The following is a 25,904-nucleotide window of genomic DNA, read 5'->3' as shown; positions in this document are numbered from 1 at the left end:
TCTTTGTTTCAGCGGCCGGTTCAGGAAGCGACCGGCCAAAAAGTGGGGAGAGTTTATACGCCCTGCGCACCGGGTTCGACAAGAAATCGCATCAGCTTCAGCCCTTGTCGGCCTTCCCCGCCGCCGCCGCGAACTTCGCCAGGCGCACATCCAGCCCGCGCGGACGCACGCCGCGGTCTTCGGCGCGCTCCTTGCGGCGAATGGCGTTGCGCACCATCAGCGACCCCAGGTAGCGCACCGGCTCCGGCGGGAAACGCCCCAGCGGGCCCTTGACCAGCGGCGAGCGGGTCCAGGCGTTGTCCAGCCCCAAGGCCAGCGACGAGAGGATCTGCCCGCCCATGTGACACGGCCCCACCCCGCTGCCCGAATAGCCGAAGCCATAGAACACGTTGCCCTGCCCATCGAGCCGGCCAAAGAACGGCAGGCCGGTCACCGAGCGGTCCGACGGCCCGTTCCAGCTTGCCGCCAGCGGCACCTCGGCCAGCGCCGGGAAAAACTCGGCCAGGCTGTCACGCAGCAACGGCTGGTACGGCGACGGCTGGTCGAACACCGGCAGCATGCGCCCGCCATAGGCGAAGGTATTGCCGCCCTTGCCGAGCATCAGCCGGCCATCGGAGGTGTTGTGGTAGTAGTGCACGAAGATCCGCGAGTCGAGCACGCTGACGCCGCTGTCCAGGCCGATCTGACGCAGCAGTTCGGGGCATGGCTCAGTGATCACCATGTCGCTGGAGACGATCGCCACGCTGCGCTCGAACTGCGGGAAGGCCCGCGCCATCCAGGCATTGAGGCCGAGGACCACGCGGTCGGCGCGGATGGTGCCGGCCCGGGTGCGTACCTGCGCCGGCGTGCCATGCTCCAGGCCGGTCATCGCCGTGCCTTCGTGGATGCGCACGCCACGCTGCAAGGCCACCCGGCGCAAGCCGCGCACCAGCCGCCCCGGCTGCACCGTGGCCGCGGCCGGCGAGTACCAGCCCTCCAGGTGCCGCTGGGAGCCGGCCAGGCGCTGCACCTGCTCCAGCGTCAGGCGCTGGAACGAGTTGATGCCGTGGCGCTCCAGCGCGGCGATCACCGCATCGGTGCCGCCGAGCTGGGCCTGGTTGGTGGCGGTGTAGAGCGTGCCGTCCATGCGGAAATCGCAGCGGATGCCATTGGCCGCGCAGAACTCGCCGATGGCGCCGATGCTGCGTTCGGACTCGCGCACCAGGCGTACCGCCTCGGCCACCCCGAACAACCGCTCGAGGGTGAAGTACTTGGCCGACCAGGACAGCGCGCAACCTCCGTTACGCCCGCTGGCCCCGGCGCCGCAGATGTCGGCCTCGATCAGCAGTACATCCAACTGCGGCGCCTGTTCCTTGATCATCAAGGCAGTCCACAACCCGGTATAGCCACCGCCGACGATGCACACGTCGCAGCGCGCATCACCGGCGAGCGGCGGGCACAGTGCCTCGTCTTCCTGGTCCAGGGCCTGTTGCAGCCAGAAGGGTCTCATCTGCTCGCTTTCCTCTAGGTACGCAGTGGCTTGATCGCCATGCCGGTATTGGGGGCCACGTCGGTGGCCTGGGGTGCCGTTGCCGGACGGCTGTTCCAGTGCGGTAGCAGCACCAGGGCGGAGAACAGCGCGGTGCCGGCGAAGACGATGAATACCGTGACGCTGTCGAAGTAGCCCGGCAGCAAGCCGCCAAGCACCGCGCCCACCGAGCCGCAGCCGTTGACGAAACCGGCCGCGGTGGCGCCGGCCTTGGCCGTGCCGAAGTCGATGGCAGCGGCGCCGCTGATCATCGAGTCCGGGCCATACAGGGTCAGGCCCATGACGAACAGCAGGGCCACCACCAGCACCACGCTGCCGCTGTGCATCGCCGCCATGAAGCCGGCCAGGGTCAGGGTCAGCAGCACCAGGCTGATCACGCAGGCCGGCATGCGCCGGGCGCCGAACAGCTTGTCCGAAGCCAGGCCGATGAGGATCGGGCCAAGCAGCCCGGCCAGTTCGAAGGCCGTGGGGATGATCGCCGCGCCGACCTTGCCCACCGAGGGCATCTGCTCGAAGACGATCACCGGCCCCCACAGTAGGATCGCGTAGCGCGCCGGCTTGAGCATGAAGTAGGCCAGGCCCAGGGTCAGCACCGTGCGGTTGCGCAGGATCTCGCGCAGCGGTGCCCAGACGCTGCACAGGTTCGCCCCCGGGGCCATGCTCTGCGGTTCGGGCTCCACCGCCGGCAGGCCGACGTCCTCGGGTTTGTTGCGCTGGAAGATGAAGAACAGTACCGCCACCGCGGCCACCACCACGGCACTGGAGAAGAACGCCGCGTGCCAGGTGCCGACCAGGGTGTAGGCCCACCAGCCGGCGAACGGCGAGGCCACCAGGCCGCCGAAGGCGTAGCAAGAGCTCCACAGCCCGAGCACCCGTCCGCGCTGGGACGCCGGGAAGAAACTGCCGATGTTCTTGCACAACCCCGCCCAGCCGGTGGACTGCGCCAGCCCCTGGACCAGCATGCAGGTGGCGAAGATCGGGAAGGTGGCGTAACTGCCCATCACCACCGCCGCCGCCGCCGAGATCAGCAGCCCACCAAGCACCACCACGCGCGGCCCGAAGCGGTCGGCGAGCATGCCCCAGGTGAATTGGCCCACCGCATAGGCGGCCAGGTAGATGGCGTCGAGGTTGGCCATGGCGGCCTTGTCGAGCATGAACGAGGGGTCTTCGCCGATGCCGAGCTTGGCCACCGAGAAGGCTTTGCGGGTGAAGTAGAAGGCGGCGTAGGCCAGCCAGGTGATCGCGAAGATCTGCACGCGCCAGCGCTTGATGGCGCCCAGGGATTGGTTCATTTGACTCTGACCTCTTGTTTGAGTGTGCCGGCAGAATGTGAAGAAACGCCTGTCTTGTTGTTGTGTTGCGCACTGCGTGACGGAGGGACGTCACCTGGTCAGATGGCGGTGGTGCCGCCATGGCCGACATGCCGCTGCTCGTGGCAGAGGCGTCGGGTTGAAACACATGGAAACAGCTGCTGACTGATAAATAAAATCGATTTATCGTATTTCACACATAAGCCCAGCTTTTAAGTGGAGTGTTCGATGTCGGTCTCCCATGCTCAACTCAAGGCCTTCCACGCGGTGGCCGAACAGGGCAGCTTCACCCGCGCGGCGCAGAAGCTGTTTCTTACCCAGCCGGCGGTGTCCGACCAGGTGCGCAAGCTCGAGGAGCGCTTTGGCGTGCTGCTTTTTCACCGCAACAAGCGCTCGGTGCAGTTGACCGACTTGGGCGAGCGCCTGCTCGGCGTCACCCAGCGTCTGTTCGCCTGCGAGGCCGAGGCCCTGGAGCTGCTGCAGGACTCACGCGCCCTGCACACCGGCAGCCTGACCCTGGCGGTGGACGCGCCGGTGCATGTGCTGCCGCAGATCGCGCGGTTCTGCCAGCGCTATCCGGGGATCCAGGTGAGGATCGAGACCGGCAACACCGATGAGTCGCTGGCGCGGCTGTTCAGCTACCAGGCCGACCTGGCCCTGCTCGGGCGCGATGTCGATGACGAGCGGCTGTTCTGCGTGCCGATGCGGCGTGACCCGATGGTGGCGTTCGTTTCGCACCAGCATCCTTGGGCCAGCCGGGGGCAGATCAGTCTGGCGGACCTGGACGATACGCCGCTGGTGCTGCGTGAGCCGGGGTCGGTGACGCGGCAGACGCTGGAGGAGGAAATGCAGCGGGCGGGGTTGCGGATTCGGTCGGCGATCCAGGTCGAAGGGCGGGAGGCGGCGCGGGAGGCTGTGGTGGTGGGGATTGGCGTGGGGGTGGTGTCCGCGGCTGAATTCGGGGCCGATGCGAGGGTTTGTGCTTTGCCGATTGTGGATTGTCAGCGGCATTTGACGGAGACGTTGGTGTGTTTGCAGGAACAGCGGATGCGGCGGGTGGTGGCTACGTTTTTGGAGATGGTTTTGGAGTAGGTTCTTTGGTTATTGTTTTGGTTTTTGTATGCACATTCGTAGGTGATGTCGACTTTTAGTCACCTTTCCGCCCTTACGGCGGCCTACTTTGGTCTTGGTGTATGGACCGGACACATGGTGGACACGTGTGCGGAGACATGGTTGACACTTTTCGGCAAGCAATCTGCCGGGAATACGACCATGCCTTGGAACGCGAGAGATGCCATGAGCTTAAGAGAAGAGTTCGTTAGCCTGGCCAATCACCCGGGCGCCAATATGAGGGAGCTATGCCGCCGGTTCGGCATTAGCCCTCAGACGGGTTACAAATGGCTCAATCGATTTCGACAGGAGGGCTTGCTCGGCTTGAAGGAGCGCTCTCGAAAGCCAGCCGTCAGCCCTCGCAAGACTCAGCCTGGGCTAGAAGAGGAAGTGATTGCCATCCGTAAGGAGCACTCCACGTGGGGTGGCCGAAAGATCAGTCACCTGCTTGATCAGCGCATCTGTGCCAGTACCGTAACCAATGTCCTGCATCGGCATGGATTGATCACCGCGGAGGCCTCCGAGGCGGCTAAACCATGGACACGCTTTGAGCGCGAAGCCCCGAATGATCTGTGGCAGATCGATTTTAAAGGTTTCTTCCAAACGGCTCAGGGACCTTGTTATCCGCTGACGCTGATTGATGACCACTCACGCTTTAACCTTGTGATACAGGCCTGCACACATCAGCGCACAGGGTTGGTCATGGAGCACCTGACCGATCTGTTCAGCCGGTATGGACTGCCCGTGCAGATCAACGCGGATAATGGCTCGCCCTGGGGGCGCCAAGAAATCCCGGAGAACTCACACCGCTAGGTATCTGGCTGGTTCGTCTGGGAATTCGACTGACTTTCAGCAGGCCAGGCCACCCACAAACCAATGGCAAGGATGAGCGATTCCACCGGACGCTCAAGGCCGAGGTACTAACCGGGCGCAGTTTTCGGGATCTGCGAGAAGCGCAAGAAGCTTTCGACCTCTGGCGGGGCATTTACAACTACAAGCGTCCTCATCAGCAGTTGGGCTACAAAGTACCGGCAGATCGCTACCAGATGAGCAGGCGGGCTTTCCCAAGCCGTCTACCGCCCGTTGAATACGGTCCCGATGATATTTTGGTGAAACCCTACAGCAGTCAGTTCCGCTTCAAGAAACGCTCATTTCGGATAGCCAAGGCGCTAGCAGGCTATGTGTTGGCGCTCCGCCGCAGCGATCAAGGGCCTGACCATTTTGATGTTTACTTCTGCCAGCACAAGCTGCGAACCATCGACTTCAACAACCCCGACGGTAAGCGATAATGTGTCCACCATGTCCCCGCACATGTGTCAGCGATGTCTCAAGTCCATACATCTTGGCCAAAGTAGGCAAAACCGTTCGGCTCCGTTCATACGGCCCCCTGCGCTTCGCTCCGGGGTTCCCTCGCTCCGTTCTTGCTCCCGGGAGTACCGCGCTGAACGCCCCATCCTGGGGCGCAGCGCTTGACGGCCATCCATGGCCGTCACCTCCCTTCGCAAGAACTCCGCTCGGCCTCCTGAAGTCGCAATTTGTGGCGCCTGAACTATCGCGCGCTTAGAAGCAAGATCAAGAGCAGAAATTTTGGTTTATTAGTGGATGAAGTGTTGTTCTTCATTACGCCATCGCGGGTCAAGCCCGCTCCCACGATAGTTTAACTATTTCATTTAACGTGGGAGCGGGCTTGACCCGCGATGGTGATCTAGAGTTCCCGCGATGGCAACTAGCGACTAGCTGCGTTAGTGCAGGCGCCGCCCGTAACTTCGCGACTTCAGGAGGCCGCACGGAGGTCTTGCGGAGGGAGGTGACGGGCATGGATGCCCGTCAAGCGCTGCGCCCCAGGATGGGGCGTTCAGCGCGGTCCTCCCGGGAGCAAGGCCGGAGTGAGGGAACCCGGAGCGAAGCGGAGGGCCGGATGAATGGAGCGCAACGGCTTTGCTTACTTTGGCCAAGACCAAAGTAAGCCGCCGTAAGGGCGGAAAGGTGAATAAGCGTCGACATAGCAAATGAATGCGCATACAACTATCAAAACAATCACCCCAAACTCAAGAACGAAAAACCGAAAAACCGAAAAACCGAAAAACCGAAAAACCGAAAAAAACCATGACAAACTAACCCATCTCCCCCAGCAAGGCCCCACCCACCATGTTCCACCGCCTGGCCGCCGACACCCTGGTCCTGTTCCACCTCTCGTTCATCCTGCTCGTCCTGTTCGGCGGCCTGCTGGTGCTCTGGCGCCGCCGCGCCCTGCTGATCCACCTTCCCGCCCTAGCCTGGGGCCTGGCGGTGGAAGGCCTGCACCTGGAATGCCCCCTGACCGACTGGGAAAATCACCTGCGTAAAGCCGCCGGCGACGCCGGCTACCCCGGCGGTTTCGTCGAACACTACATCTGGCCCGTGATCTACCCCGCCGGCCTGACCCCACAGATCCAGCTATGGCTGGGTACCATCGTGCTGGCACTCAACCTCGGCATCTACACCTACGTGCTCTGGCGCCTAACGCGTAGCCACCACAAATAGCCGCGGAAACGGCAACAACACCTTACCGTCAGTGGCTGCCGGATAATCCTGCTGCATGGCCTGCAGATACAACTGTAGAAAACCCGCCTGCTCCTGCTCATCCAGCCGCGCCAGGTAAGGCCGCAACGCAGACCCCTTGAACCACTCCACCACCGCCTCGGCGCCACCGACCAAGGGGTGGTGATAAGTGGTGCGCCACACATCCACCCGCGCGCACAAAGGGCTGAGCAAATCGTAATAGAAACCCGCGTTGTGCCGCGGCGGCAGGCTGAAGTCAGCGAACTTGTCGGCCCAAGGTCCTTGGCTGGCAATCTCGCGCAAGCGGCGATGGGCCGGCTCGTCGAGGTTGTCCGGCGTCTGCACGGCCAGGCTCGCACCCTCGTTCAGCTGCCGCACCAGATGCGGATAGAGGCTGGCATGGTCCGGCACCCACTGCAGCGACGCGTTGGCGAGAATCAGGTCCTGGGGCACCTGGGCCGCCCAGCCGGCGATCTCGCCAATCTCGCAACGCACCCGTGGAATGCTCAACCGTGGCCGCTGCCGGGCCTTGTCGACCATGTCCGGATCGCTGTCCAGGGCGACGACCTGCGCATCGGGGCAACGTTGCAGCAACACTTCGGTGGAGTTGCCCGGACCGCAGCCAAGGTCGGTGGCATGGCGCACCGGGCGCGTCAGCACGGCGGCAAGCAGGTCACGTACGGCGCGAGTGCGTTCGTCTTCGAACAGCGAATACTGGGTGGCGGACCAGGACATGGGACGACTCCTTGTAGGGCAATTGCGTGCAGCATAAGCCATGTCGGCACCACGCAACGTAGGGATGATCCGATTGGCGGAGGCGAAAATGAAAACGGCCGGTCCCTTGACGGAGACCGGCCGTTGCGCGAGGTGCTACCGCAGTCAGTGACGCTTGGCGGTACGCATCTGATGCACCACACCCATGGCCACCACGATGGCCGCGGCGATACCGGTGGAGATCACCAGGATCTGGTAGTCAGGCATGAAGGCCATGGTCACCAGCGCCGCCACGATGAACACGATCACCAGGTAGGTCAGCCACGGGAACAGCCACATCTTCAGGCGCACTTCCTTGCCCTCGGCCACCAGCTTGCGACGCATGCGCAACTGCGAGAAGGCAATCACCAGGTACACCAGCAGGGCGATCATGCCGGTGGTGTTCATCAGGGTTTCCAGCACGTCTTTCGGGCGCAGGGTGTCGCTGAAGTTGATCAGCGCGCAGAACACCGCCACCAGGCACGAGCCGATGATCGCGTTCACCGGCACGCCGGTGCCGGTGCGGGTGAACTTGAACAGGCGCGGCGCGTCGCCACGCTGGGCCAGGGAGAACAGCATGCGCGAGGCGGTGTAGTGGCCGGAGATCAGGCAGCTGCTCACCGAGGTCAGCACCACGAAGTTCATCAGCAGCTCGGCATAGGGCACGCCCAGCAGCTCCAGGGTGCGGCGGTAGGCGCCATAACCGGAGACGCCCAGGTGCGGGTCGTTCCACGGCACCAGGCAGACGATCAGGAAGATCGAGCCGACATAGAACAGGCACACCCGCCAGACCACCGAGTTGGTCGCCTTGACGATCTGGGTGGCCGGGTCCTTCGCTTCGGAGGCGGCGATGGTGACGATTTCGGCGCCGAGGAAGGCGAACATCACCCCCAGCAAGGCGCCGATCACCGTGGTGATGCCGTTGGGCATGAAGCCTTCGGCGGTCAGGTGGCTGATGCCGCGCACCTCGCCGAACTGCCAGACGTTCATCACCGCAGCGGTGCACACCACCAGGAAGCAGACGATCGCCACCACCTTGATCAGCGCGAACCAGAACTCGAACTCGCCGTAGTGCTTGACGTTGAAGAAGTTGACGGTGATCAGCAGCAGGGTCGTGGCCAGCACGAACACGTTGACGCTCACGTCGGGGAAGAAGCCGTGCAGGATCTTGCCCGCCACATAGGCCTCCCAGGCCATGAGGATCACCCAGTACCACCAGTACAGCCAACCGATGGTGAAACCGGCCCAGCGGCCGATAGCGCGGTCGGCGTAGGTGGAGAACGAGCCGGTGTCCGGCGAGGAAGTCGCCATTTCACCCAGCATGCGCATGATCAGCACCACCAGGATGCCGCCGGCCAGGTAAGCCAGGACAGCAGCCGGGCCGGCGCTGTGGATCACGCTGCCGGAACCGACGAACAAGGCGCCGCCGATCACCCCGGCGATGGACATCATCGTCAGGTGGCGCGACTTGAGCGAGGCACTGAGCTTGCTCTCGTGCCCATCCTTCGCGGTGGTGGATGTGGATGTTGCGTCCATCAGTTATTTACCCCGTGCTTCTTTTTATCCAAGGAAAAACTGTGAAACCCCGATGGTTATCGGTCTCACCTGTACATCAGTGCTACTGCGGGCAGGGAGGTGTGCGCGAGCACACGCAGGCCATCCGTGGCGGCCTGCTTACGCGGCCAGAGGCGACCCTCTGGACGAACTGAACCATGCTGGGGACGGACGAGCAGCGTCCGGCCACGCGGGAAGAAGGTGCGAGGCGGACCTCGACGGTAAAGCAGCGATGTTGTGATTATTCATGGCGCTGTCATGTGCTGTGTTGGCTATATCTGACACGTAATGTAAAAATGTCGAACACATTGAGCCATGCACAGCGGCATGAAAAACGCACTGCACTGTACAGGCCGCCGATGCAATACACCCGCTGTGCCCCGCAGGCGCCTGGCGTCCCGCACACCTGAAGGCCCCCGAATGCTCCAGCTACATCCGGACTCCTCCACCCCGCTGGTCAACCAGATCATCGACGGCTTGCGCGCGCTGATCGACGACCAGACCCTCAAGCCCGGGGCGAAGGTCCCGTCGATCCGGGCGTTCGCCTCGACCTACTCGGTGAGCACCTTCACCGTGGTCGAGGCCTACGACCGCCTGGTGGCCCAGGGGTTGCTGGTGAGCAAGGGCAATGCGGGCTTCTTCGTCAATCGTGCGGCGAACGAGCTGCTGGACAAGCACAGCGTCGAGGCCGATACCAGCCGCCCCACCTTCAACTCTGAGTGGTACCTGCAGCAGATCTTCGAGATCCGCCAGCTGCCGTTCAAACCGGGTTGCGGCTGGCTGCCCAACGATTGGATGTACGAGGAAGGCTTGCGCCGAGGCCTGCGCCAGGTCGCCGGTAGCCCGCTGGAGCTGTCCGGCTACGGCGACCCCATGGGCCTGCCGGAATTGCGCGCATTGACTGCGCAGAACCTGCAGCAGGAACTGTCGATCGTCGCCAACCCGGCGCAACTCATGCTCACCCACGGTGCCAGCCAGGCCCTGGACCTGGCCGTGCGTACCCTGGTGCGCCCCGGCGACGTGGTGCTGGTGGACGACCCCGGCTACCCCAACCTGATGAGCATCCTGCGCACCCAGGGCGCCACCCTGGTGGGCGTGCCGCGCACCCCGGCCGGCTATGACCTCGACCAGCTCGAGCGCCTCCTGGCCCACCACCGCCCCACGGCCTTCTTCACCCAGCCGCACCTGCACAGCCCGACCTGCTCGCGCACCCCGCTGGCGCAGCTGCACCGCCTGCTGCAGCTGGCCAGCCAGCATGGCTTCCGCCTGGTGGAGAACAACCTCTACGCCGACATGATCGCCGACCCGCTGCCCTGCCTGGCGAGCCTCGATCACCTGCAGCAGGTGGTGTACGTGGGCAGTTATTCGAAAAGCATCTCGCCCAACGTGCGCGTCGGCTACCTGCTGGCCAACCCCGAACTGACCCAGCAACTGCTGCACCTGAAGATGCGCTCGGGCCTGACCACCTCGCAGGTGATGGAGCGCGTGGTGTACGCCGCGATCATCGACGGCCGCTGGCGCAAGCACCTCAAGCGCCTGCGCCAGCGCCTGGCCGAGGCGCACCAGGAAGTGGGCCGGCACCTGCATCGGCTGGGTTTCGAGCTGTTCATCGAATCGGATGAGGGGATGTACATCTGGACCCGGCATCCGGCCATCCCCGACAGCGCCGCGCTGCTGGACGATGCCATGGAGAAAGGCATCATGCTCGGGCCGGGGCAGTTGTTCATGGTCGATGCCAAGGCTACCGGGTGGATGCGCTTCAACGTGGCGTTCAGTACCGACCCTGCGATGTGGGAGTTGCTGGAGAAGGTGTTGGTGAAGCATGTACGCCGGGGCGCAACTTAAGGCAAGTCACGCATGTAGAGATTTGACCGTTCCTTGCAGCACAATCATGTTGAACGCTATACGGATTCCACCCCGTTGTGATTGGCCTGGTCAGTGGCACCCACACATGTTTGGAGCCTCACGCCGTTGAAAAAGCGAGAGGCTTAGCCAGCCTGGCCGTGTCTACCATCAAGGTTTGATATACCAGTATTTATCCGGCGGCACGCCAATCGATTCCAGACCGGATCTTTTATCCGGAGGGGGAGCCCCACGAAAAAGATAGTGCATATCCGTGATGATTGTTCTTGTACTACCAAAATATGAATGACCTACCAAATCTGTATCCACCTTGGACGCATCAATCGTATCCATGCCATCCACAACAACAATACCCTTGCCTGACTCGCCCGCTCGTGAATATCCATGAATCATCTTTGACGCACGAAGCGCCTTGTCATTTGATGACGCATAAAGAGTAAAGCTCCGCCCTTGCGAAACCAGCTTCGGTGCAATATCACGTCTAAAAACCTCTGCGTCGATATCCGGTGCAGCCAAAATAAGACCTTTGATCTTTTCCAGGAGCTCAGGACGCTCAGTGCTCAACGCCGCAAGTGCGCGGGTCAGCCCCCGAGTCCCCATGCTGTGCGCGACCAGGTAAACATGCGTAGCTTTCGTTTTCTCCATGAAGTCTCTAAGGAAGTCTTTGATATCGAGCTCCGCCCACTCGATATTCCTCTCATCCACGGTGTACGACTGATACTTGGCTCTGGAGGGCCAACTGAAGAACACCGGGACGCCAGAGAATTGCAAATCGTCCGCCATTTGCGCTGTACGCCTGGCCGCGTCCACGAAGGACACATTGTAGCCGTGTACGAAAATCAACGCAGACTGTTCAGGCGTGGCACTGATGTCACTAGCGATACCCTCAAAAAAAGAGGCTGCCGGCTCAAGTTCTGTGCGCAACACAACCACGTGTTTCTTGGGGTCTTCAGTGAACTCCCACTTCAATAAAGAGGGGGACTCTATCTCGCCAATTCGGTGGACAGAAGGAATACTTACATGGCAGGAGCCGTAGCTCATGGTGCCTGGTTCCCCGCCAAATACCTCATCAGAGTTAGATTCGACCGCCCGCCTGTCGGTAGCGTAGCGCACCCGGACCACCTTGTATTTTGCTGGCTGGAAACTTTTTGCAAACCCTGCCATAGCGCCGGCGGTATAGAGGGCACCATTTTTCTGACCACCTGCAGAAAGAAGGGTTTGAGACAAAATAGAGTGGATACCCTGTGATGAATCGACCCTCAGGACTCCTTGGTCCTTTACGAGTGTTTGGCAACCGATCAAGCTCACTGACCAGATCACGGCCACCCCTATTTTGAACAACCTACACGCCATTCGCTGCTCCATAAGTCCATCTGCTCCATCCCTTCGGCGCCCCTCCAGGGGGCTCGCACCACGCTGGTACTTCGATACCCTGACGCGGTGGAGTCATGCTTGCACGACATCCGGCAGTCGAGCTTGCCGTCACATGAGACGTGGGCAAAGCACCTCCCGATCCCATTCGATTAAAGAGATCATGACGCAAGAATGCAAAAAATAGCAGTCGCTTTCGGGAGATAGATCCCTCCATTGATCGTGGAGGGACATGCAGGACTATAGGAATGTGCCAACAAAATTCGTCTAGAGCCTGTAAGTGAGGCCACTGACAATGCATCCCAGACATTCCAGAGAGTATTGAAGGGCTGTCTGAAACCGCAGCCAAATCTCTACTTGCCAATCGTAAGTGCAATGAATCTATGGCACCGGACAGCGTTCTGCGCGCACGGGCCAACTGTGTTGACTCGACGTGAAGCAGCGTTGGCACATACCCTTATTGGCACTACTCTGTGGTCCAGCGACATCGAGTAAAAAACGCCCGCGCATTCGCCTCAAGGCTCTCCAGGTGGTACCCGCCTTCCTGCACGATCAGGCACGGCAAACGCAACCCACGAATCTGTTCACCCAGCCGGGTGAACCCTTCGGTAGTCACCGCCACTTTGCTCTGCGGGTCCAACTCGTAGATATCGAAGCCCAGCGAAAGCACCAGCACCTCGGCGCCGAAGTCCTTCACCGCTTGCAACGCAACCTCCAGCTGCGCCATGAAGTCCGCTTCACTCGCCCCGTGCGCCACCGGCAGGTTGAGATTGCAGCCCTCGCCTACTCCGCTGCCGCGCTCGTCGGCAAAGCCCGCCACTCCTGGGTAGAAATTGGTCGGGTCACCATGCACCGAGACGTACAGCACGTCGTCCCGCTCGTAGAAAATCTCCTGGATGCCCTGTCCGTGGTGCATGTCGGTATCCAGGATCGCCACGCGCTGATAGCGGCCGCGCAACACCTGGGCCGCGACGGCGGCGTTGTTCAGATAACAGAAGCCACCGGCAGCGTCGTACCGGGCATGGTGCCCCGGCGGACGGCACAGGGCATAGGCGGCGGGTTCGCCGTCAAGGATGGCCTGGGCCGCGGCGACGGCGCTCTGTGCCGACCAGTAGGCGGAGCGCCAAGTATGCTCGCCCACCGGGCAACTGCCATCGGCCAAATAGCGCCCGGCCTGGGCAAGGATGCCGCGTAGGGCGTTGGGTTCACGGACGAAGATGTTGGACATCACCTCGTCGCCCCAGTCCTCCGGCACTTCTTTCCAACGCGCATGGGCTTCTTCGAGGAACGCCAGGTAGGCCTCGCCATGCACCGCCTTGAGCGGTGCCAGGCCGGCATCCTCGGGTTTGCGGATATCGAAGCCAAGGTCCTTGGCGGCCTGCAACAGGCGCTGGGCGCGCTCGGGGACTTCCTGCGGGGTGCGCATGGCGCCGCGCGAATAGTAGCTGCGCGGGTGGTGGAGCAATTGTTCAGGGTGGAAATAGCAGCGCATCAGGCTTCTCCTTCGGCAACCTGGCCGGCACGGGCCAGCACGGCGTTGAGCAATACGTCAGCGCCCTGGCGGGCATCGTCGGGCAGCACATCCTCGGCCTCGTTGTGGCTCAGCCCACCGACGCAGGGGATGAACACCATCGCCGTGGGGCAGTAGCGCGCCAGCAGGATCGCATCATGACCTGCGCCACTGACGATGGACTGCTGGCTGTAGCCCAGGCCATCCACCGCCTGTTGCACGGCGGCCACGCAGTCGGCGTCGAACGGGGTGGCCGGGCTGACCCAGTGGCGCTCGATGCGCACCGCCAGGCCACGCTGGCCGGCGATGGCCTGCAACTGCAGGCTGATATCGCGCTCCATGGCGTCGATGGCCTCGTCGCGGTGATGGCGCAGGTCAAGGGTGAAGCGCACCAGGCCGGGAATGGTGTTGCGCGACGACTTGGCGATGCTCAGCTCACCGACCGTGGTCAGGCCCTCGGGGGCGAAGTCGCTGGCCAGCTGTTCGATGGCCTGGATCATCCGTGCCACGCCGTACAAGGCGTCTTTGCGCAGCTTCATCGGCGTGGTGCCGGCATGCGCGGCCATGCCCTCGACGGTCACGTCGAGCCAGCGGATCGCCTGGCCGCCGCTGACCACACCGATGCTCCTGGCGTTGTCCTCGAGGATCGGGCCCTGCTCGATATGCGCCTCGAAATAGGCGTCCACCTTGCCGCCCAGCGGGCGTTGGCCGGCATAACCGGTGCGCGCCAGTTCATCGGCGACGCTGATGCCGTCGGCATCGCGGATCGCCAGGGCCTGGGCCAGCGGCAAGGTGCCGGTGAACACCGCCGAACCGAACATGGCCGGGGTGAAGCGGGCGCCCTCCTCGTTGGTCCACACCGCGATTTCCAGCGGCTTGCGGGTACGGATACCCAGGTCGTTCAGGCGGCGCACCACTTCCAGCCCGGCCAGCACGCCGTAGACGCCGTCGAAACGACCGCCCTCGGGCTGGGTGTCGAGGTGGCTGCCCATCATCACCGGCGCGGCGTGCGGGTCGCTGCCTTCGCGGCGGGCGAACAGGTTGCCGATGGCATCCACGCTCAGGCTCAGCCCGGCCTCGCGGCACCAGCGGCCGAACAGTTCACGCCCGGCCTTGTCCTCGTCGCTCAGCGCCAGGCGGCAGCTGCCGCCGCGGGCGGTGGCGCCGATCTCGGCCATGGCCATCAGGCTCGCCCACAGGCGATCGCCATTGCTTTTCAACATTGCGGATACTCCAGATTCAGGCCAGCTCGAGCTGCCGGCCAAGGGCGTAGCGGCGCGCCAGCGCCAGCACGCAGACCAGGGAAGTGCAGGCGATCAGGCTGTAGAAGACCGCCATCGGCCACCATTGGCCGCTGAAACTGTGGGCCAACCAGGTGCCGATGAGCGGGGTCAAGCCACCGGCGATGGCGCCACACACCTGATAGGCAAGGGAGATGGCGGTGTAGCGCACGCGGGTGGCGAACATGCCGCTGACGTAGCCTGCGATCACTGCGTAGAACGAGGCCATGCACGCCGCCGCCAGGGCGATGCCGAGCACGATCAGCGGGCCTTCGCCGCTGCTCACCAGCACGAACATCGGGTACGGCGAGGCCATCGCCAGCAGCGCCATCAGGACCAGGAAGCGCGTGGCGCCAAGCCGCTCCGACAGCCATGCCGCCAACGGCTGCACGCAGAACTGGATGATCGCCACGAAGAACAGGCATTCGAGGATCAGCGAGCGCTCCAGGTGCAACTGCTGGGTGGTGTAGCTGATCATGAAGGTGTTGGTGAAATAGACCCCGGCGATGCCCAGGGTGTTGGCGCCGATGCACAGCAGCAGCGGCCGCCAGGCGCTGCGCAGCACTTCCAGTACCGGTGCCTGCTCCTTGCGCCGGGTCTGCTCGGCCTGCTCGCGGCTGGCGAGGAACTCGGGCGACTCGTTGACCCCCAGGCGGATTGCCAGGCCCACCAGCAGCAACAGCGCGCTGGCCAGGAACGGCAGGCGCCAGCCCCAGCTCATCAGGTCGTCTTCCGGCAGGCGGGTGACCGCGCTGAACGCCAGCAGCGACAGGATCAGGCCTGCCGGGCTACCCAGCTGGGCGAACGAGGCGAAGAAGTTGCGCCGGCCCTTGGGCGCATGCTCCCCGGCCATCAGCACCGCCCCACCCCACTCGCCACCCACGGCGATGCCCTGGACCACGCGCAACAGGATCAACAGCACCGGCGCACTGGCGCCGATCTGCGCGTAGGTCGGCAGCAGGCCGATGGCGACGGTGACCACGCCCATCATCAGCAAGGTGATGATCAGCGATTTCTTGCGCCCGATACGGTCGCCGATATGGCCGAAGATGATGCCGCCCAAGGGCCGGGCAAAGAAGCCCACGGCGAAGGTGCCGAAGGCAGCCATGGTGCTGAACAGGCTGTTGTCGGAGGGGAAGAACAAGGCACCGAACACCAGCGCGGCGGCGGTGGCGTAGATGTAGAAGTCGTACCACTCGATCATGGTGCCGATGAACGCGGCGGCGGCGGCACGGCGCGGTTGGGGCGAAGCGGCGGGCTTCATGGGGTGGCTCCTTTGGTTGTTTTTCTGGCAGGAGTGGTTCGGGTCACGGTGGCGCTCTGGCGGCGCCTGGGTCGGGCTCCGCGAAGAGGCCCGCACTGCTGGAGATCATTCATCGCGGGCGCCTATAATTCAATTTTCTATTTATTATTCGAACTATTAACTACGCTTATCATCGAGCCCGACCATGCCCGACCGCCTGCTCAACGACCGCCTCGACTGGAACCTGCTGCGCACCTTCCGCGTCATCGGCCAGGAACTGTCGATCAGCCGCGCCGCTGCCCGCCTGCACCTTACCCAGCCCGCCGTGAGCCAGGCGCTCAAGCGCCTCGAGGAGCAACTCGGGCGCCAGCTCATCGCCCGCCGTGGGCCGCGCTTCGTGCTGACCGAGGTGGGCGAGCAGTTGTTCCAGCTGGCCGGCGAGGTGTACGGGCAGATGTCGCAGATCGGCGGCCTGCTGGAGCAACCGGCGGACGAACTGGTGGGCAAGGTGCGCCTGTTGATGATCAGCCGTATCGTCAGCGAACGCTTCGACGACTTCCTCGCCGACTTCCATCGCCAGCACCCGCGGGTGGAGCTGGAGATCGACGTGATGCGCAGCTCCGACATCGTCGCCGCCCTGCAGGAAAAAACCGCCACCGCCGGCCTCAGCCTCAACCGCCGGCCCCAGCCACGGCTGGAGCAGCGGTTGTTCCTGCGCCAGCGTTACGCATTCTTCTGCGGCAAGCACCACGCGCTGTTCGGCCAGGCCGAAGGCGACCTGCAGCGGGAGAATTTCGTCAGTTTCACCAGCGACCAGATTGGCGGCATGCTCTCACCGCTGACCATCTTCCGCGACCAGCAGGGCTTCGCCGGGCGCATCGTCGCCTCGTCACCGAGCCTGGAAGAGGTGCGCCGCCTGGTGATCGCCGGCTTCGGCATCGGCTGCCTGCCCGAGCATGTGGTGGCGCCGGATGTGGATGCAGGGTTGTTGTGGAAACTGCCGCCGCAGGAGGGCATTGCCGACGTCGATATACACCTGTTGTGGAACAAGGACCAACGCATGAGCCGAGCGGAAAGCCTGTTCATCGAGGCCTTGCTGTCGGCCGCCACGCCTGTGATCTAGCTGCAATCCTGTAGCCGATCAGCTGCCGAGCGGTAGGCTTGCCAGGTTCGCGGTTCACCGCCTACAGGCTATGCGACACCCTCACCGCCCGCGCCCGCCCCAACCAGGCATACGCCAGCGCCAGCAACCCCAGCCCCAGCGCGGCGAACACCGCCACCACCACCTGGCTGTAACGCGCCAGCAGCGCCGGGAACCCCGTCACTTCACGAACCACCTGGATGTCGGCACTGCCATCGGCATCGCGAATACTGATCCCACCCTGGCGGATCTGCGAATAGTCAGCATCGAAGTACACCCAGACCTTGCTCTCGCTCACCCCATCGATGGCCGGCAGGTCGATGCTGCTGGTCGGTGTCGGCACCAGCGTGTCGTTGCCGGCCGCATCGCGCACCTGCACCAGCCCCTTGGCCGGCAGGCGGATGTGTACGGCCTTGAGCGGCACACGGGCGGGGTTGGACAGCTCGATCAGCAGACCGGTGCGGTGATCCACCAGGCCGGCCTCGAAGGGCCTGGCAAACAGTTGCAGGTACGGGGCCTGGGCCAGATCCACCAACTTGTCGATCTGTGAATGGCTGAGGGCGCCAGCGCTTATCTCGCTGATCTGCGTGTGAAGTCGTTCGTACTTGAGCAGGTCATTGGCCTGGCTGATGCGCTCGCTGAACTGGCCCGGATAGGTGAGATGGGCGTACGTCAGGCGCGCCTGCAGCCGGTCGTCCTCTCGCAACGCCACATACAGCGTGGCGGCGACGGCGACCAGGGCCAGCAGGCCCACCAGGGATTTACCGACTTTTTCCCAACTCACCTTGAAGGTTCCTTGTTTGACGGGCGTGACGAGACGCAAGGCAGGCAAGGGTGCCAAGAACACCGGTTTCGGGCAAGGGCTTAGGCTCTGTACGAAATGTGTCTGCACTCACCCATACTGCGTTGAAATGGGGCTCGGAATGCTCATGTATCCCAGTGCGCTCGGCTTCGTCACCCCCGCGCCAGCAACCCCGGCACCGCCACCACCAGCATCGCCACCCCGGACAGCGTCAGCAGCCCCAGCACGATCCGGCGGAACGCCAGTTCACTGATCCCCAGGTACAATCGCGTGCCCAACACCGTCGGCAGCGCCATCGCCAATGCCACCACCGCGAACGACGGCAGCAGCACCGCGGTCACCAGCCCGCTGCCCACGTAGGTCAGCAAAGTCACCGCCAGCATCGACAGGTTGAAGTTCTGGATCACCGCCCGTTGGGTGTCGCGCTCGAAGCCACGCAAGGTACACCAGAGCGTAGGCACCGTGCCGGTGAAACCGCCGATACCGCCCAACACCCCGCCCACCATGCCCACCGCGCCATCGGCCAGGCGCCCTGCCCGCACCCGTGGTAAACGCGGCGCCACCAGCATCAACGGGCACCACACCACCAGCAGCGTGCCGAACACCGCCTTGAACCACAGCATGTCCAAGTAAGGCAGCACCCACACCCCTAAGGGTACGCCGGCCAGGCCACCGAGCACGAAAGGCCACAACAGCGCCCAGCTGAAGCCTCGCCTTACGCTGAACACGGCGATCAGCTGGCCAGTGAGGCTGCCGAACACAGTGAGCACCGCCGCCACCCGCGGCTCCAGCCCCCAGGCCCAGAACGACATCGCGACCATGCCGAAAGCGAAGCCCGACAGGCCCTGCACGAATCCCGCAACGATGGCGCCAAGGGCGATGAGGTAGAGCGGATCCATACGGGCTCCCGGCAATGAACGGTGACATTGGCTGGGGAGCATTCCCCACCCAGCAATGGGTGTCCAGCCCCAGGTTTGCGGCCAGGACCTGAGCGTAATCGTTCGCAACCCCGCAACATCTTGAAACAACTGGCGTTTGGCCATTTACCGCTTGGCACAGCCGTTGCTGAGGCCCTGTGCAAGGCACATCGCCACCCATCGGTGGCAACAGATGCCAGTCGGTACAACACGGGGCATACGGCAATGAAGAAACCAGCTGCGACATCGACCCAGGTGCTCAGGTTGTCCTCCCTCACGGCGCTGCTGCTCAGCCTGGGGCTGGCCAATGTGTTCGCCGGGTCGCTCGACGACGTGAGCCAACCACCACCCACCGACCCATCCGCCTTTAGCGACCCTGCCGCAGATCCAGTGGCCCAGGCGGCGGCACTGGAGGCCTTGAAGAACATGCCCGAGGCCAACGAGGGCTCGCTCGAGCTGAGCAACGGTGTCTACGGCACCCGCGCCACGGTGACCAGCAACAACGTGCTGCCCCCGGCACAGCAGACCTCGCGCAAATACCCCACCAACGGCAAACCCAGCCCGTTGTTCGGCGCTGAGCCGTTCACCCAGCAGCTGCTGTTGTTCGAAGAATTCGGTCCGGAGAAACTCGACCCGGCCACCCCACCCTACGCCATGACCTTCCCGCCACCGGTGATCGGCGCGGCCCCCGCGCAGGACCCCGACTACGCCGCCCGCAGCAGCCCCAACGGTAACGCCTTGGAGGCCTTCCTGACCCAGCCGGGGCTGACACCGTTCCCGTCGCAGTACGCCAACGTGCTCGACCGCAACCCGTGGAAAGCGCAGATCGAGATGTTCCTCAACCGCAGCGGGGTCGGCTCGCCCGCCGAGGGTCGCCCACCAGGAAAGGGTTGGTCGCACCAGCGCTGGAACGAGTTCTACCCCCAGGCCGCATTCAAGACCGCGCAGGCCGGCGCGCGAATCAACCAGGGCCTGCGCGACCGCAAGCAGCTGCACAACTACGCCAAGGGCGAGTTCGCCCCGGGCGGGCTGTACTACCAGACCTCCGACATCCCCACCACCTTGGGCACCACCAAGGGCATCGACACCCGCTTCCATCCGAAGATGCCCTTGCAGGGCCACAAGGCGTTGTGGACCTTCGATGGCACCTTCCCGGTCAAGCTGCTGATGGTGCGCTACGGTCAGCCAGTGCTGATGCGTCACTACAACGCCCTGCCGATCGACCCGTCGGCCAACAACGGCTTCGGCCTGCACACCATCTCTACCCACGAGCACAACGGCCACTCGCCGGCCGAGAGCGACGGCTTCGCCAATGCCTACTTCTTCCCCGGCCAGTACTACGACTACCGCTGGCCGATCCAGCTGGCCGGCTACGACACCATCAACACCCGCGCCCAGGACCCGCGCGCCGCCTTCCCCTGCGCACCGGGCGAAGCCCTGTTCGTCAACGACGCCTCGCCAGGGCTCAAGACCTGCGAGAACGGCAGTATCAAGATCCGCGGCGACTGGCGCGAGACCATGAGCACCCACTGGTTCCACGACCACATGCTCGATTTCACCGCACAGAACGTCTACAAGGGCAACGCGGTGATGATGAACTACTACTCGGCCATCGACCGCGGCAACGAGGCCTTGCAGGACGGCGTCAACCTGCGCTTCCCCAGCGGCGCGGCGATGCCGTGGGGCAACCGTGACTACGACGTCAACCTGGTGATCGCCGACAAGGCCTGGGACGCCAACGGCCAACTGTGGTTCAACCCGTTCAACACCGACGGCTTCCTCGGCGACCAGATCCTGGTCAACTGGCAGTACCAGCCCAAGCTGAAGGTGCGTGCGCGCAGCTATCGTTTTCGCATCCTCAACGGCTCGGTATCGCGCTACTTCAAGTTCGCCGTGGTGCGTGAAATCGCCGGTAACAGTGGCGAGTTCAAGGGCCCGAGCGGCTCCAACCTCTCCTACAACCGCGTGCCGTTCCACATGATCGCCAACGACGGCAACATCATGGAGCACGCCGTGCCGTTCGACGGCACCCTGGACCTCAACGGCGACGGCAACCTGCAGGACAACAACGCCATCCTGCCGCTACAGGGTATTGCCGAGCGCTACGACATCATCGTCAACTTCGCGAAAAACGGGATCAACGTCGGTGACAAGCTGTACTTCGTCAACCTGATGGAACACGACACCGGCAAGGGGCCGAAGCAAGTCATTCCCCTGGCCGACGTGCTGTCAGGCAAGTACAAAGCGGTGATCAGGCAGACCAGCAAAGGCCCGGAATGGGATGGCGGCGACCCGGTGGTCGGCAAGTTCATGCAAATGATCGTGCAGCCCTACAGCGGTCAGGACGTGAGCATGGACCCGACGCTGTACGAACCGGCCAAGCCCGGAAAGGCTGCGGGCCTGGTGATGATCCCCCTGGCGATCGACCGCAACAGCGCCAGCGATCAGACCAAGATCAAGGCCGCCCGCCACCGCGAGTTCATCTTCGGCCGCTCCGACGGCACCGACAGCACCCCCTGGACGGTCAAGACCGACGGCGGCTTCGGCTACACCATGGACCCACGGCGCATCAGCGCCGCCCCGCAACTGGCCAACGAAGCCACCGACGGCGGCTTCAGCGGCGACGGCACCCTGGAAGTATGGAAGATCAAGAACGGCGGCAACGGCTGGAGCCACCCGGTGCATGTGCATTTCGAGGAAGGGGTGATCCTCAGCCGTGACGGCAAGGCGCCGCCGGAATGGGAGAAATGGGCGCGCAAGGACGTTTACCGCATCGGCCCGGATGCTGACTCGTCGGAAGAAGTGGAAATGGCCATTCGCTTCCGCGAGTTCGCCGGCACCTACATGGAGCACTGCCACAACACCCAGCACGAAGACACCTCGATGCTGCTGCGCTGGGACCTGGAACACCCTGGGCAGTTCCAGATGATGCCGACGCCGCTGCCCGGCTGGGATGGCGTGGAATACGTCAACTCTGCCGCCCTGCCGACCTTCCGCACCGCGAGCAGCGGCCCGGGCAACGACAGTAACAAGCCGCCGGTGGCGGTCAACGACAGCGCCGCGACCATGGCCGGCAGGCCGATCGTGCTCAACGTGCTGGCCAATGACAGCGACCCCGACGGCAACCTGCCGCTGAGCGTCAGCAGCCTGGCCCAGCCCGACTCCGGCCAGGGTACGGTCAGCAGCAACGGCACTCAGGTCACCTACACCCCACCGGACAGCGTGGCCACGGCGTTCACCGCCAGCTTCACCTACGCCGCACGCGACGCCAAGGGCCTCGAATCCCTGGCTCCGGCCACGGTGAGCATCGCGGTCTCGCCCGCGGTGCCGATGGACCAGATTCAGGTCAGCAGCGCCTCGGTGCAGTTACGCAGCAACAGCCGCTGGACCTGGGAGATCTCCGGCACCACCTCGGTGGCCGCCGGCAACAGCATCCGGGTGACCACCGACACCACCAGCGGGCCGCTCGACCTGGGCTTGGCGACGTTGAGCGCCAGCGGCAGCGGCGCGCGCTGGAAACTATCGGTGACCACCACCGGCAGCGGCCCGGCATCGCCACCGACGGTAACGGTCAAATCGGCGCTGGGGCAGAGCGTGACGGCACCGCTGAGCATCAAGTGAAAGAAGGCCGGGGGCGCGCTGCGCCCCTTTCGCCGCGGTTCGTCGTCACGGCAAGCCGGCTCCCACAGGTATTGCGCATGCCTTGTGATCGGCGCTGTACATGTGGGAGCTGCTTGCCAGCGATGGCCTGCATCGCAGGCCCCATCAGATATCCAAGAGGCTAAGACCATGCCCCACACCTGGCGCCTGCTGCTCCCCCTGCTGATCATCCTCAGCCTGCCTTGCGCCCTGCCCCCGACCAGCGCCAGCGCTGACCCCGACACCCCCTGGGGCGCCGATTACTTCCCCAATATCCCGCTGCTCACCCAGGACGGCCAACAGGTGCGCTTCTTCGACGACCTGATCAAGGACAAGGTGGTGGCCATCAATTTCATCTTCACCGGCTGCGGCGACTCCTGCCCGGTGGAGACCGCGCGCCTGCGCCAGGTCCAGAAGCTGCTGGGCGAACGCGTCGGCCAGGACATCTTCATCTACTCGATCAGCATCGATCCCTACAACGACACCCCCGCCACCCTCAAGCGCTACGCGGAAAAGTTCGCCATCGGCCCCGGTTGGACCCTGCTCACCGGCGAGGCCGCCGATATCGAGCAACTGCGCCGCAGCCTCGGGCTGTACATCGAAGGCCTGGAGAACGGCCGCAGCAAGGACCACAACCTCAGCCTGATCATCGGCAACCAGGCCACCGGCCGCTGGATGAAAGCCTCGCCCTTCGAAAGCCCGTACATCCTCGCCGACCGCCTGGCCAACAGCCTGCACAACTGGAAAACCGCCAACGTGCAGCGTCGCGATTACACCCAGGCCCCCGACATCCGCCCGCCCAGCAAAGGCGAGCAACTGTTCAGGACCCGCTGCTCTTCGTGCCACACCGTGGGCGATGCGGAGCCAGGCGCCACCCACGGCATCGGCCCTGAGCTGCTCGGCGTGACCCAGCAGCGTGACGAGGCCTGGCTCAAGCGTTGGCTGATGGAGCCCGACAGGATGCTGGCGGAGCGGGATCCCCTGGCGATGTTGCTGTACGCGCAGTACAACCAACTGGCGATGCCCAACATGCGCCTGGGCGAAACCGAAGTGGCAGCGTTGCTCGGCTATCTGGAAGAAGAGACGCAACGACGCCAGGCCCCCCCGGCCCAACGTTGAACCTCGGCCTTGACCGCCAGGCGTGCGGCGCCCCATGCTCGAGCGCTTCCACCCCACGCTCAAGGAATGACCGCATGAAGCTGGAAACACTCGCCATCCACGCGGGCTTCAGCCCCGATCCGACCACCAAGGCGGTGGCCGTGCCGATCTACCAGACCACCTCGTTCGCCTTCGACGACACCCAGCATGGCGCCGACCTGTTCGACCTCAAGGTGGCCGGCAACATCTATTCGCGCATCATGAACCCCACCAACGATGTGCTCGAGCAGCGCATGGCCGCCCTCGAGGGCGGGGTTGGCGCGCTTGCAGTGGCTTCGGGCATGGCCGCCATCACCTACGCCATCCAGACCGTCGCCGAGGCCGGCGACAACATCGTCTCGGTGGCCAAACTGTACGGCGGCACCTACAACCTGCTGGCCCACACCCTGCCGCGCCAGGGCATCACCACGCGCTTCGCCGCCCACGACGACATCGCCGCCCTCGAGGCGCTGATCGACGAACGTACCAAGGCGGTGTTCTGCGAGTCCATCGGCAACCCTGCCGGCAACATCGTCGATATCGCCGCGCTGGCCGCAGCCGCCCACCGCCACGGCGTGCCGCTGATCGTCGACAACACCGTGGCCACGCCGATCCTCTGCCGCCCGTTCGAGCACGGCGCCGATATCGTCGTGCATTCGCTGACCAAGTACATCGGCGGCCACGGCACCAGCATCGGCGGCATCGTCATCGACTCGGGCAAATTCCCCTGGGCCGACCACAAGCAACGTTTCGCCCTGCTCAATACCCCCGACCCGTCATACCACGGCGTCACCTACACCGAGGCCTTCGGCCCCGCCGCCTTCATCGGCCGCTGCCGCGTGGTGCCGCTGCGCAACACCGGTGCCGCGCTGTCGCCGTTCAACGCCTTCCTGATCCTGCAAGGTCTGGAGACATTGGCCCTGCGGATGGAGAGACATACCGAAAACGCGTTCAAGGTCGCCCGCTACCTGCAGGAGCACGACCAAGTGGCCTGGGTGAAGTACGCCGGCCTGCCCGACCACCCCGAACATGACCTGGCCCGGCGCTACACCGGCGGCAAACCGGCGTCGATCCTGTCGTTCGGCATCAAGGGCGGCCAGGCCGCCGGGGCGCGCTTCATCGATGCGCTGCAACTGGTGGTGCGCCTGGTGAACATCGGCGATGCCAAGTCGCTGGCCTGCCACCCCGCCTCCACCACCCACCGCCAACTCAACGACGAAGAGCTGGAAAAGGCCGGCGTGCCGCGGGACATGGTGCGCCTGTCGATTGGTATCGAGCACAGCGACGACATCATCGCCGACCTTGCCCAGGCCCTGGAAGCCAGCCGCGGCTGATCCACTCGCGCCCCACCCAATGCCGACGGCGGGCGCATCCCTTGCAGAACCGGAACTGCGTGCAATGACCCTCTTCTACCTGAAACTCCTCGTCACCCCGCTGCTGATGTGGGCCATCTCCCTTGCCTCGCGACGCTGGGGCGGCCTGCTCGGCGGCTTGCTGTCCGGCCTGCCGATCACCTCGGCGCTGGTGATGACCTTCCTGTGCCTGGAACAAGGCAGCGCCTTTGCCCTGGGTGCGGTGCCGGGAGCACTGGGCGGCCTGGCGGCGGTACAAGCCACCTACACCTTCTACCTGTTCGCCACGCGCAAGCTCGGCATCGCTGCTGCGGTATCGCTGGCGATCCTGTTCTATGGCCTTGCAGCCTATGCCTTCACGCACTGGGGCGGGCTGTACCTTTCGATCGGCGTGGCACTGCTGCTGATCGGCGTGCTGATCCGCGCCAGTGGCCGCGAACCCAGGCCCGATACCCTCGCCCGCCCCAAACATCGGTATTGGGAGATTCCTTTGCGCATGGTGTCAGCCACCGCGCTGCTGATGCTCACCACCAGTCTGGCCAGTTGGCTGGGGCCGGCGACCAGCGGCATGCTGGCGCCGATCCCGGTGATCGCCTGGCCGTTGGTGGTGTTCGCCCACGTGCAGGGCGGACGCGCCGGAATGGCGGCGATGGTGCGGGGCAATGCCATCGGCGCGGTGGGGGTGATTGCGTTCTACCTGGCGATGGCCGCGCTGCTCGAGCGCCTAGGGGTTGCCCTGACCATCAGCCTGGCCATGGGGTTGGCAGTCGCGTTGACCCTGGCGCTGGCGTCGATCCTGCGTCGCTTCCGGGCAGGTTGAGCCTGCCCGAACAGACGCACGGATCAACGCCGC

At 64.0% G+C, this 25,904-nt stretch carries 18 protein-coding genes and 1 pseudogene; 9 read left to right on the top strand and 10 right to left on the bottom strand.

Translation table 11 applies throughout. The annotated features are described in order from the left end of the window. Window positions 1-97: 97 nt before the first annotated feature. Window positions 98-1,489 carry an FAD-dependent oxidoreductase gene (locus KSS90_RS11055; RefSeq protein WP_217869401.1) on the bottom strand — a complete coding sequence of 464 codons (1,392 nt, stop codon included), beginning with the start codon at window positions 1,487-1,489 and terminating at the stop codon, window positions 98-100. A 14-nt stretch (window positions 1,490-1,503) separates the two neighbouring features. After that, window positions 1,504-2,820, bottom strand: a complete 1,317-nt coding sequence (locus KSS90_RS11050) for an MFS transporter (protein WP_217869400.1) — start codon at window positions 2,818-2,820, stop codon at window positions 1,504-1,506. A gap of 246 nt (window positions 2,821-3,066) precedes the next feature. Between KSS90_RS11050 and KSS90_RS11045 the strand changes: the two genes are divergently transcribed. The 3 genes and pseudogenes from KSS90_RS11045 (at window position 3,067) to KSS90_RS11035 (ending at window position 6,471) form a co-directional block, all read left to right on the top strand. Continuing rightward, window positions 3,067-3,930, top strand: coding sequence for a LysR substrate-binding domain-containing protein (locus KSS90_RS11045; protein ID WP_217869399.1), 864 nt, complete (start codon window positions 3,067-3,069; stop codon window positions 3,928-3,930). Between the two features lie 180 nt (window positions 3,931-4,110). Next, window positions 4,111-5,237: pseudogene (locus KSS90_RS11040) on the top strand (IS481 family transposase). Window positions 5,238-6,096: 859 nt separating this feature from the next. Beyond that, entirely contained in the window at window positions 6,097-6,471 is a 375-nt protein-coding gene (locus tag KSS90_RS11035; protein WP_217869398.1) for a DUF2784 domain-containing protein, read from the top strand. On the opposite strand, the gene tam is transcribed toward KSS90_RS11035, so the two are convergent. Together tam and KSS90_RS11025 are read right to left on the bottom strand one after the other, a co-directional pair. Next, window positions 6,448-7,224 (bottom strand): trans-aconitate 2-methyltransferase, encoded by a 777-nt coding sequence (gene tam / locus KSS90_RS11030; protein ID WP_217869397.1) that lies wholly within the window; start codon window positions 7,222-7,224, stop codon window positions 6,448-6,450. The genes KSS90_RS11035 and tam overlap by 24 nt on opposite strands. Window positions 7,225-7,368: 144 nt before the next feature. Further along, entirely contained in the window at window positions 7,369-8,778 is a 1,410-nt protein-coding gene (locus KSS90_RS11025) for an amino acid permease (protein ID WP_046856038.1), read from the bottom strand. 438 nt (window positions 8,779-9,216) lie between these two features. Here KSS90_RS11025 and KSS90_RS11020 point away from each other — a divergent pair, with 438 nt between their 5' ends. Continuing rightward, window positions 9,217-10,641, top strand: coding sequence for an aminotransferase-like domain-containing protein (locus tag KSS90_RS11020; RefSeq protein ID WP_217869396.1), 1,425 nt, complete (start codon window positions 9,217-9,219; stop codon window positions 10,639-10,641). Between the two features lie 168 nt (window positions 10,642-10,809). Here the strand turns inward: KSS90_RS11020 and KSS90_RS11015 are convergent, their stop codons facing one another. From KSS90_RS11015 to KSS90_RS11000, 4 genes are all read right to left on the bottom strand, one after another. Further along, window positions 10,810-12,024: an alpha/beta hydrolase gene (locus KSS90_RS11015; RefSeq protein WP_217869395.1), complete on the bottom strand. Its 1,215-nt coding sequence runs from the start codon at window positions 12,022-12,024 to the stop codon at window positions 10,810-10,812. Between the two features lie 472 nt (window positions 12,025-12,496). After that, window positions 12,497-13,522 carry a histone deacetylase family protein gene (locus tag KSS90_RS11010; protein ID WP_217869394.1) on the bottom strand — a complete coding sequence of 342 codons (1,026 nt, stop codon included), beginning with the start codon at window positions 13,520-13,522 and terminating at the stop codon, window positions 12,497-12,499. After that, window positions 13,522-14,763 carry a Zn-dependent hydrolase gene (locus KSS90_RS11005; protein WP_217869393.1) on the bottom strand — a complete coding sequence of 414 codons (1,242 nt, stop codon included), beginning with the start codon at window positions 14,761-14,763 and terminating at the stop codon, window positions 13,522-13,524. Before KSS90_RS11005 ends, KSS90_RS11010 begins: the two co-directional genes overlap by 1 nt. Window positions 14,764-14,779: 16 nt before the next feature. Further along, window positions 14,780-16,084 carry an MFS transporter gene (locus KSS90_RS11000; RefSeq protein WP_217869392.1) on the bottom strand — a complete coding sequence of 435 codons (1,305 nt, stop codon included), beginning with the start codon at window positions 16,082-16,084 and terminating at the stop codon, window positions 14,780-14,782. Between the two features lie 184 nt (window positions 16,085-16,268). On the opposite strand from KSS90_RS11000, the gene KSS90_RS10995 reads away from it, so the two are divergent. Then, entirely contained in the window at window positions 16,269-17,186 is a 918-nt protein-coding gene (locus tag KSS90_RS10995; RefSeq protein WP_102685412.1) for a LysR family transcriptional regulator, read from the top strand. Between the two features lie 61 nt (window positions 17,187-17,247). Here KSS90_RS10995 and KSS90_RS10990 read toward each other — a convergent pair whose 3' ends face one another. After that, window positions 17,248-17,988 carry a hypothetical protein gene (locus KSS90_RS10990; protein WP_217869391.1) on the bottom strand — a complete coding sequence of 247 codons (741 nt, stop codon included), beginning with the start codon at window positions 17,986-17,988 and terminating at the stop codon, window positions 17,248-17,250. Window positions 17,989-18,158: 170 nt separating this feature from the next. Next, on the bottom strand, window positions 18,159-18,905 hold the full coding sequence (locus tag KSS90_RS10985) for a sulfite exporter TauE/SafE family protein (protein ID WP_217869390.1): 747 nt from the start codon (window positions 18,903-18,905) through the stop codon (window positions 18,159-18,161). A 243-nt stretch (window positions 18,906-19,148) separates the two neighbouring features. Between KSS90_RS10985 and KSS90_RS10980 the strand changes: the two genes are divergently transcribed. The 4 genes from KSS90_RS10980 (at window position 19,149) to KSS90_RS10965 (ending at window position 25,871) form a co-directional block, all read left to right on the top strand. After that, window positions 19,149-22,544: an Ig-like domain-containing protein gene (locus tag KSS90_RS10980; protein ID WP_217869389.1), complete on the top strand. Its 3,396-nt coding sequence runs from the start codon at window positions 19,149-19,151 to the stop codon at window positions 22,542-22,544. A 168-nt stretch (window positions 22,545-22,712) separates the two neighbouring features. Further along, on the top strand, window positions 22,713-23,681 hold the full coding sequence (locus KSS90_RS10975) for an SCO family protein (RefSeq protein WP_217869388.1): 969 nt from the start codon (window positions 22,713-22,715) through the stop codon (window positions 23,679-23,681). A 74-nt stretch (window positions 23,682-23,755) separates the two neighbouring features. Continuing rightward, entirely contained in the window at window positions 23,756-25,033 is a 1,278-nt protein-coding gene (locus tag KSS90_RS10970) for a bifunctional O-acetylhomoserine aminocarboxypropyltransferase/cysteine synthase (protein ID WP_217869387.1), read from the top strand. 64 nt (window positions 25,034-25,097) lie between these two features. Then, complete coding sequence (locus KSS90_RS10965) at window positions 25,098-25,871, top strand: hypothetical protein (RefSeq protein ID WP_217869386.1); 774 nt, start codon at window positions 25,098-25,100, stop codon at window positions 25,869-25,871. Window positions 25,872-25,904: the final 33 nt, after the last annotated feature.

The sequence above is a fragment of the Pseudomonas maumuensis genome (genome assembly GCF_019139675.1).
Classification (GTDB): Bacteria; Pseudomonadota; Gammaproteobacteria; order Pseudomonadales; family Pseudomonadaceae; genus Aquipseudomonas; species Aquipseudomonas maumuensis.
Note: the sequence above shows the minus strand (reverse complement) of the source record. Positions and strands in the feature narration are given on the sequence as shown.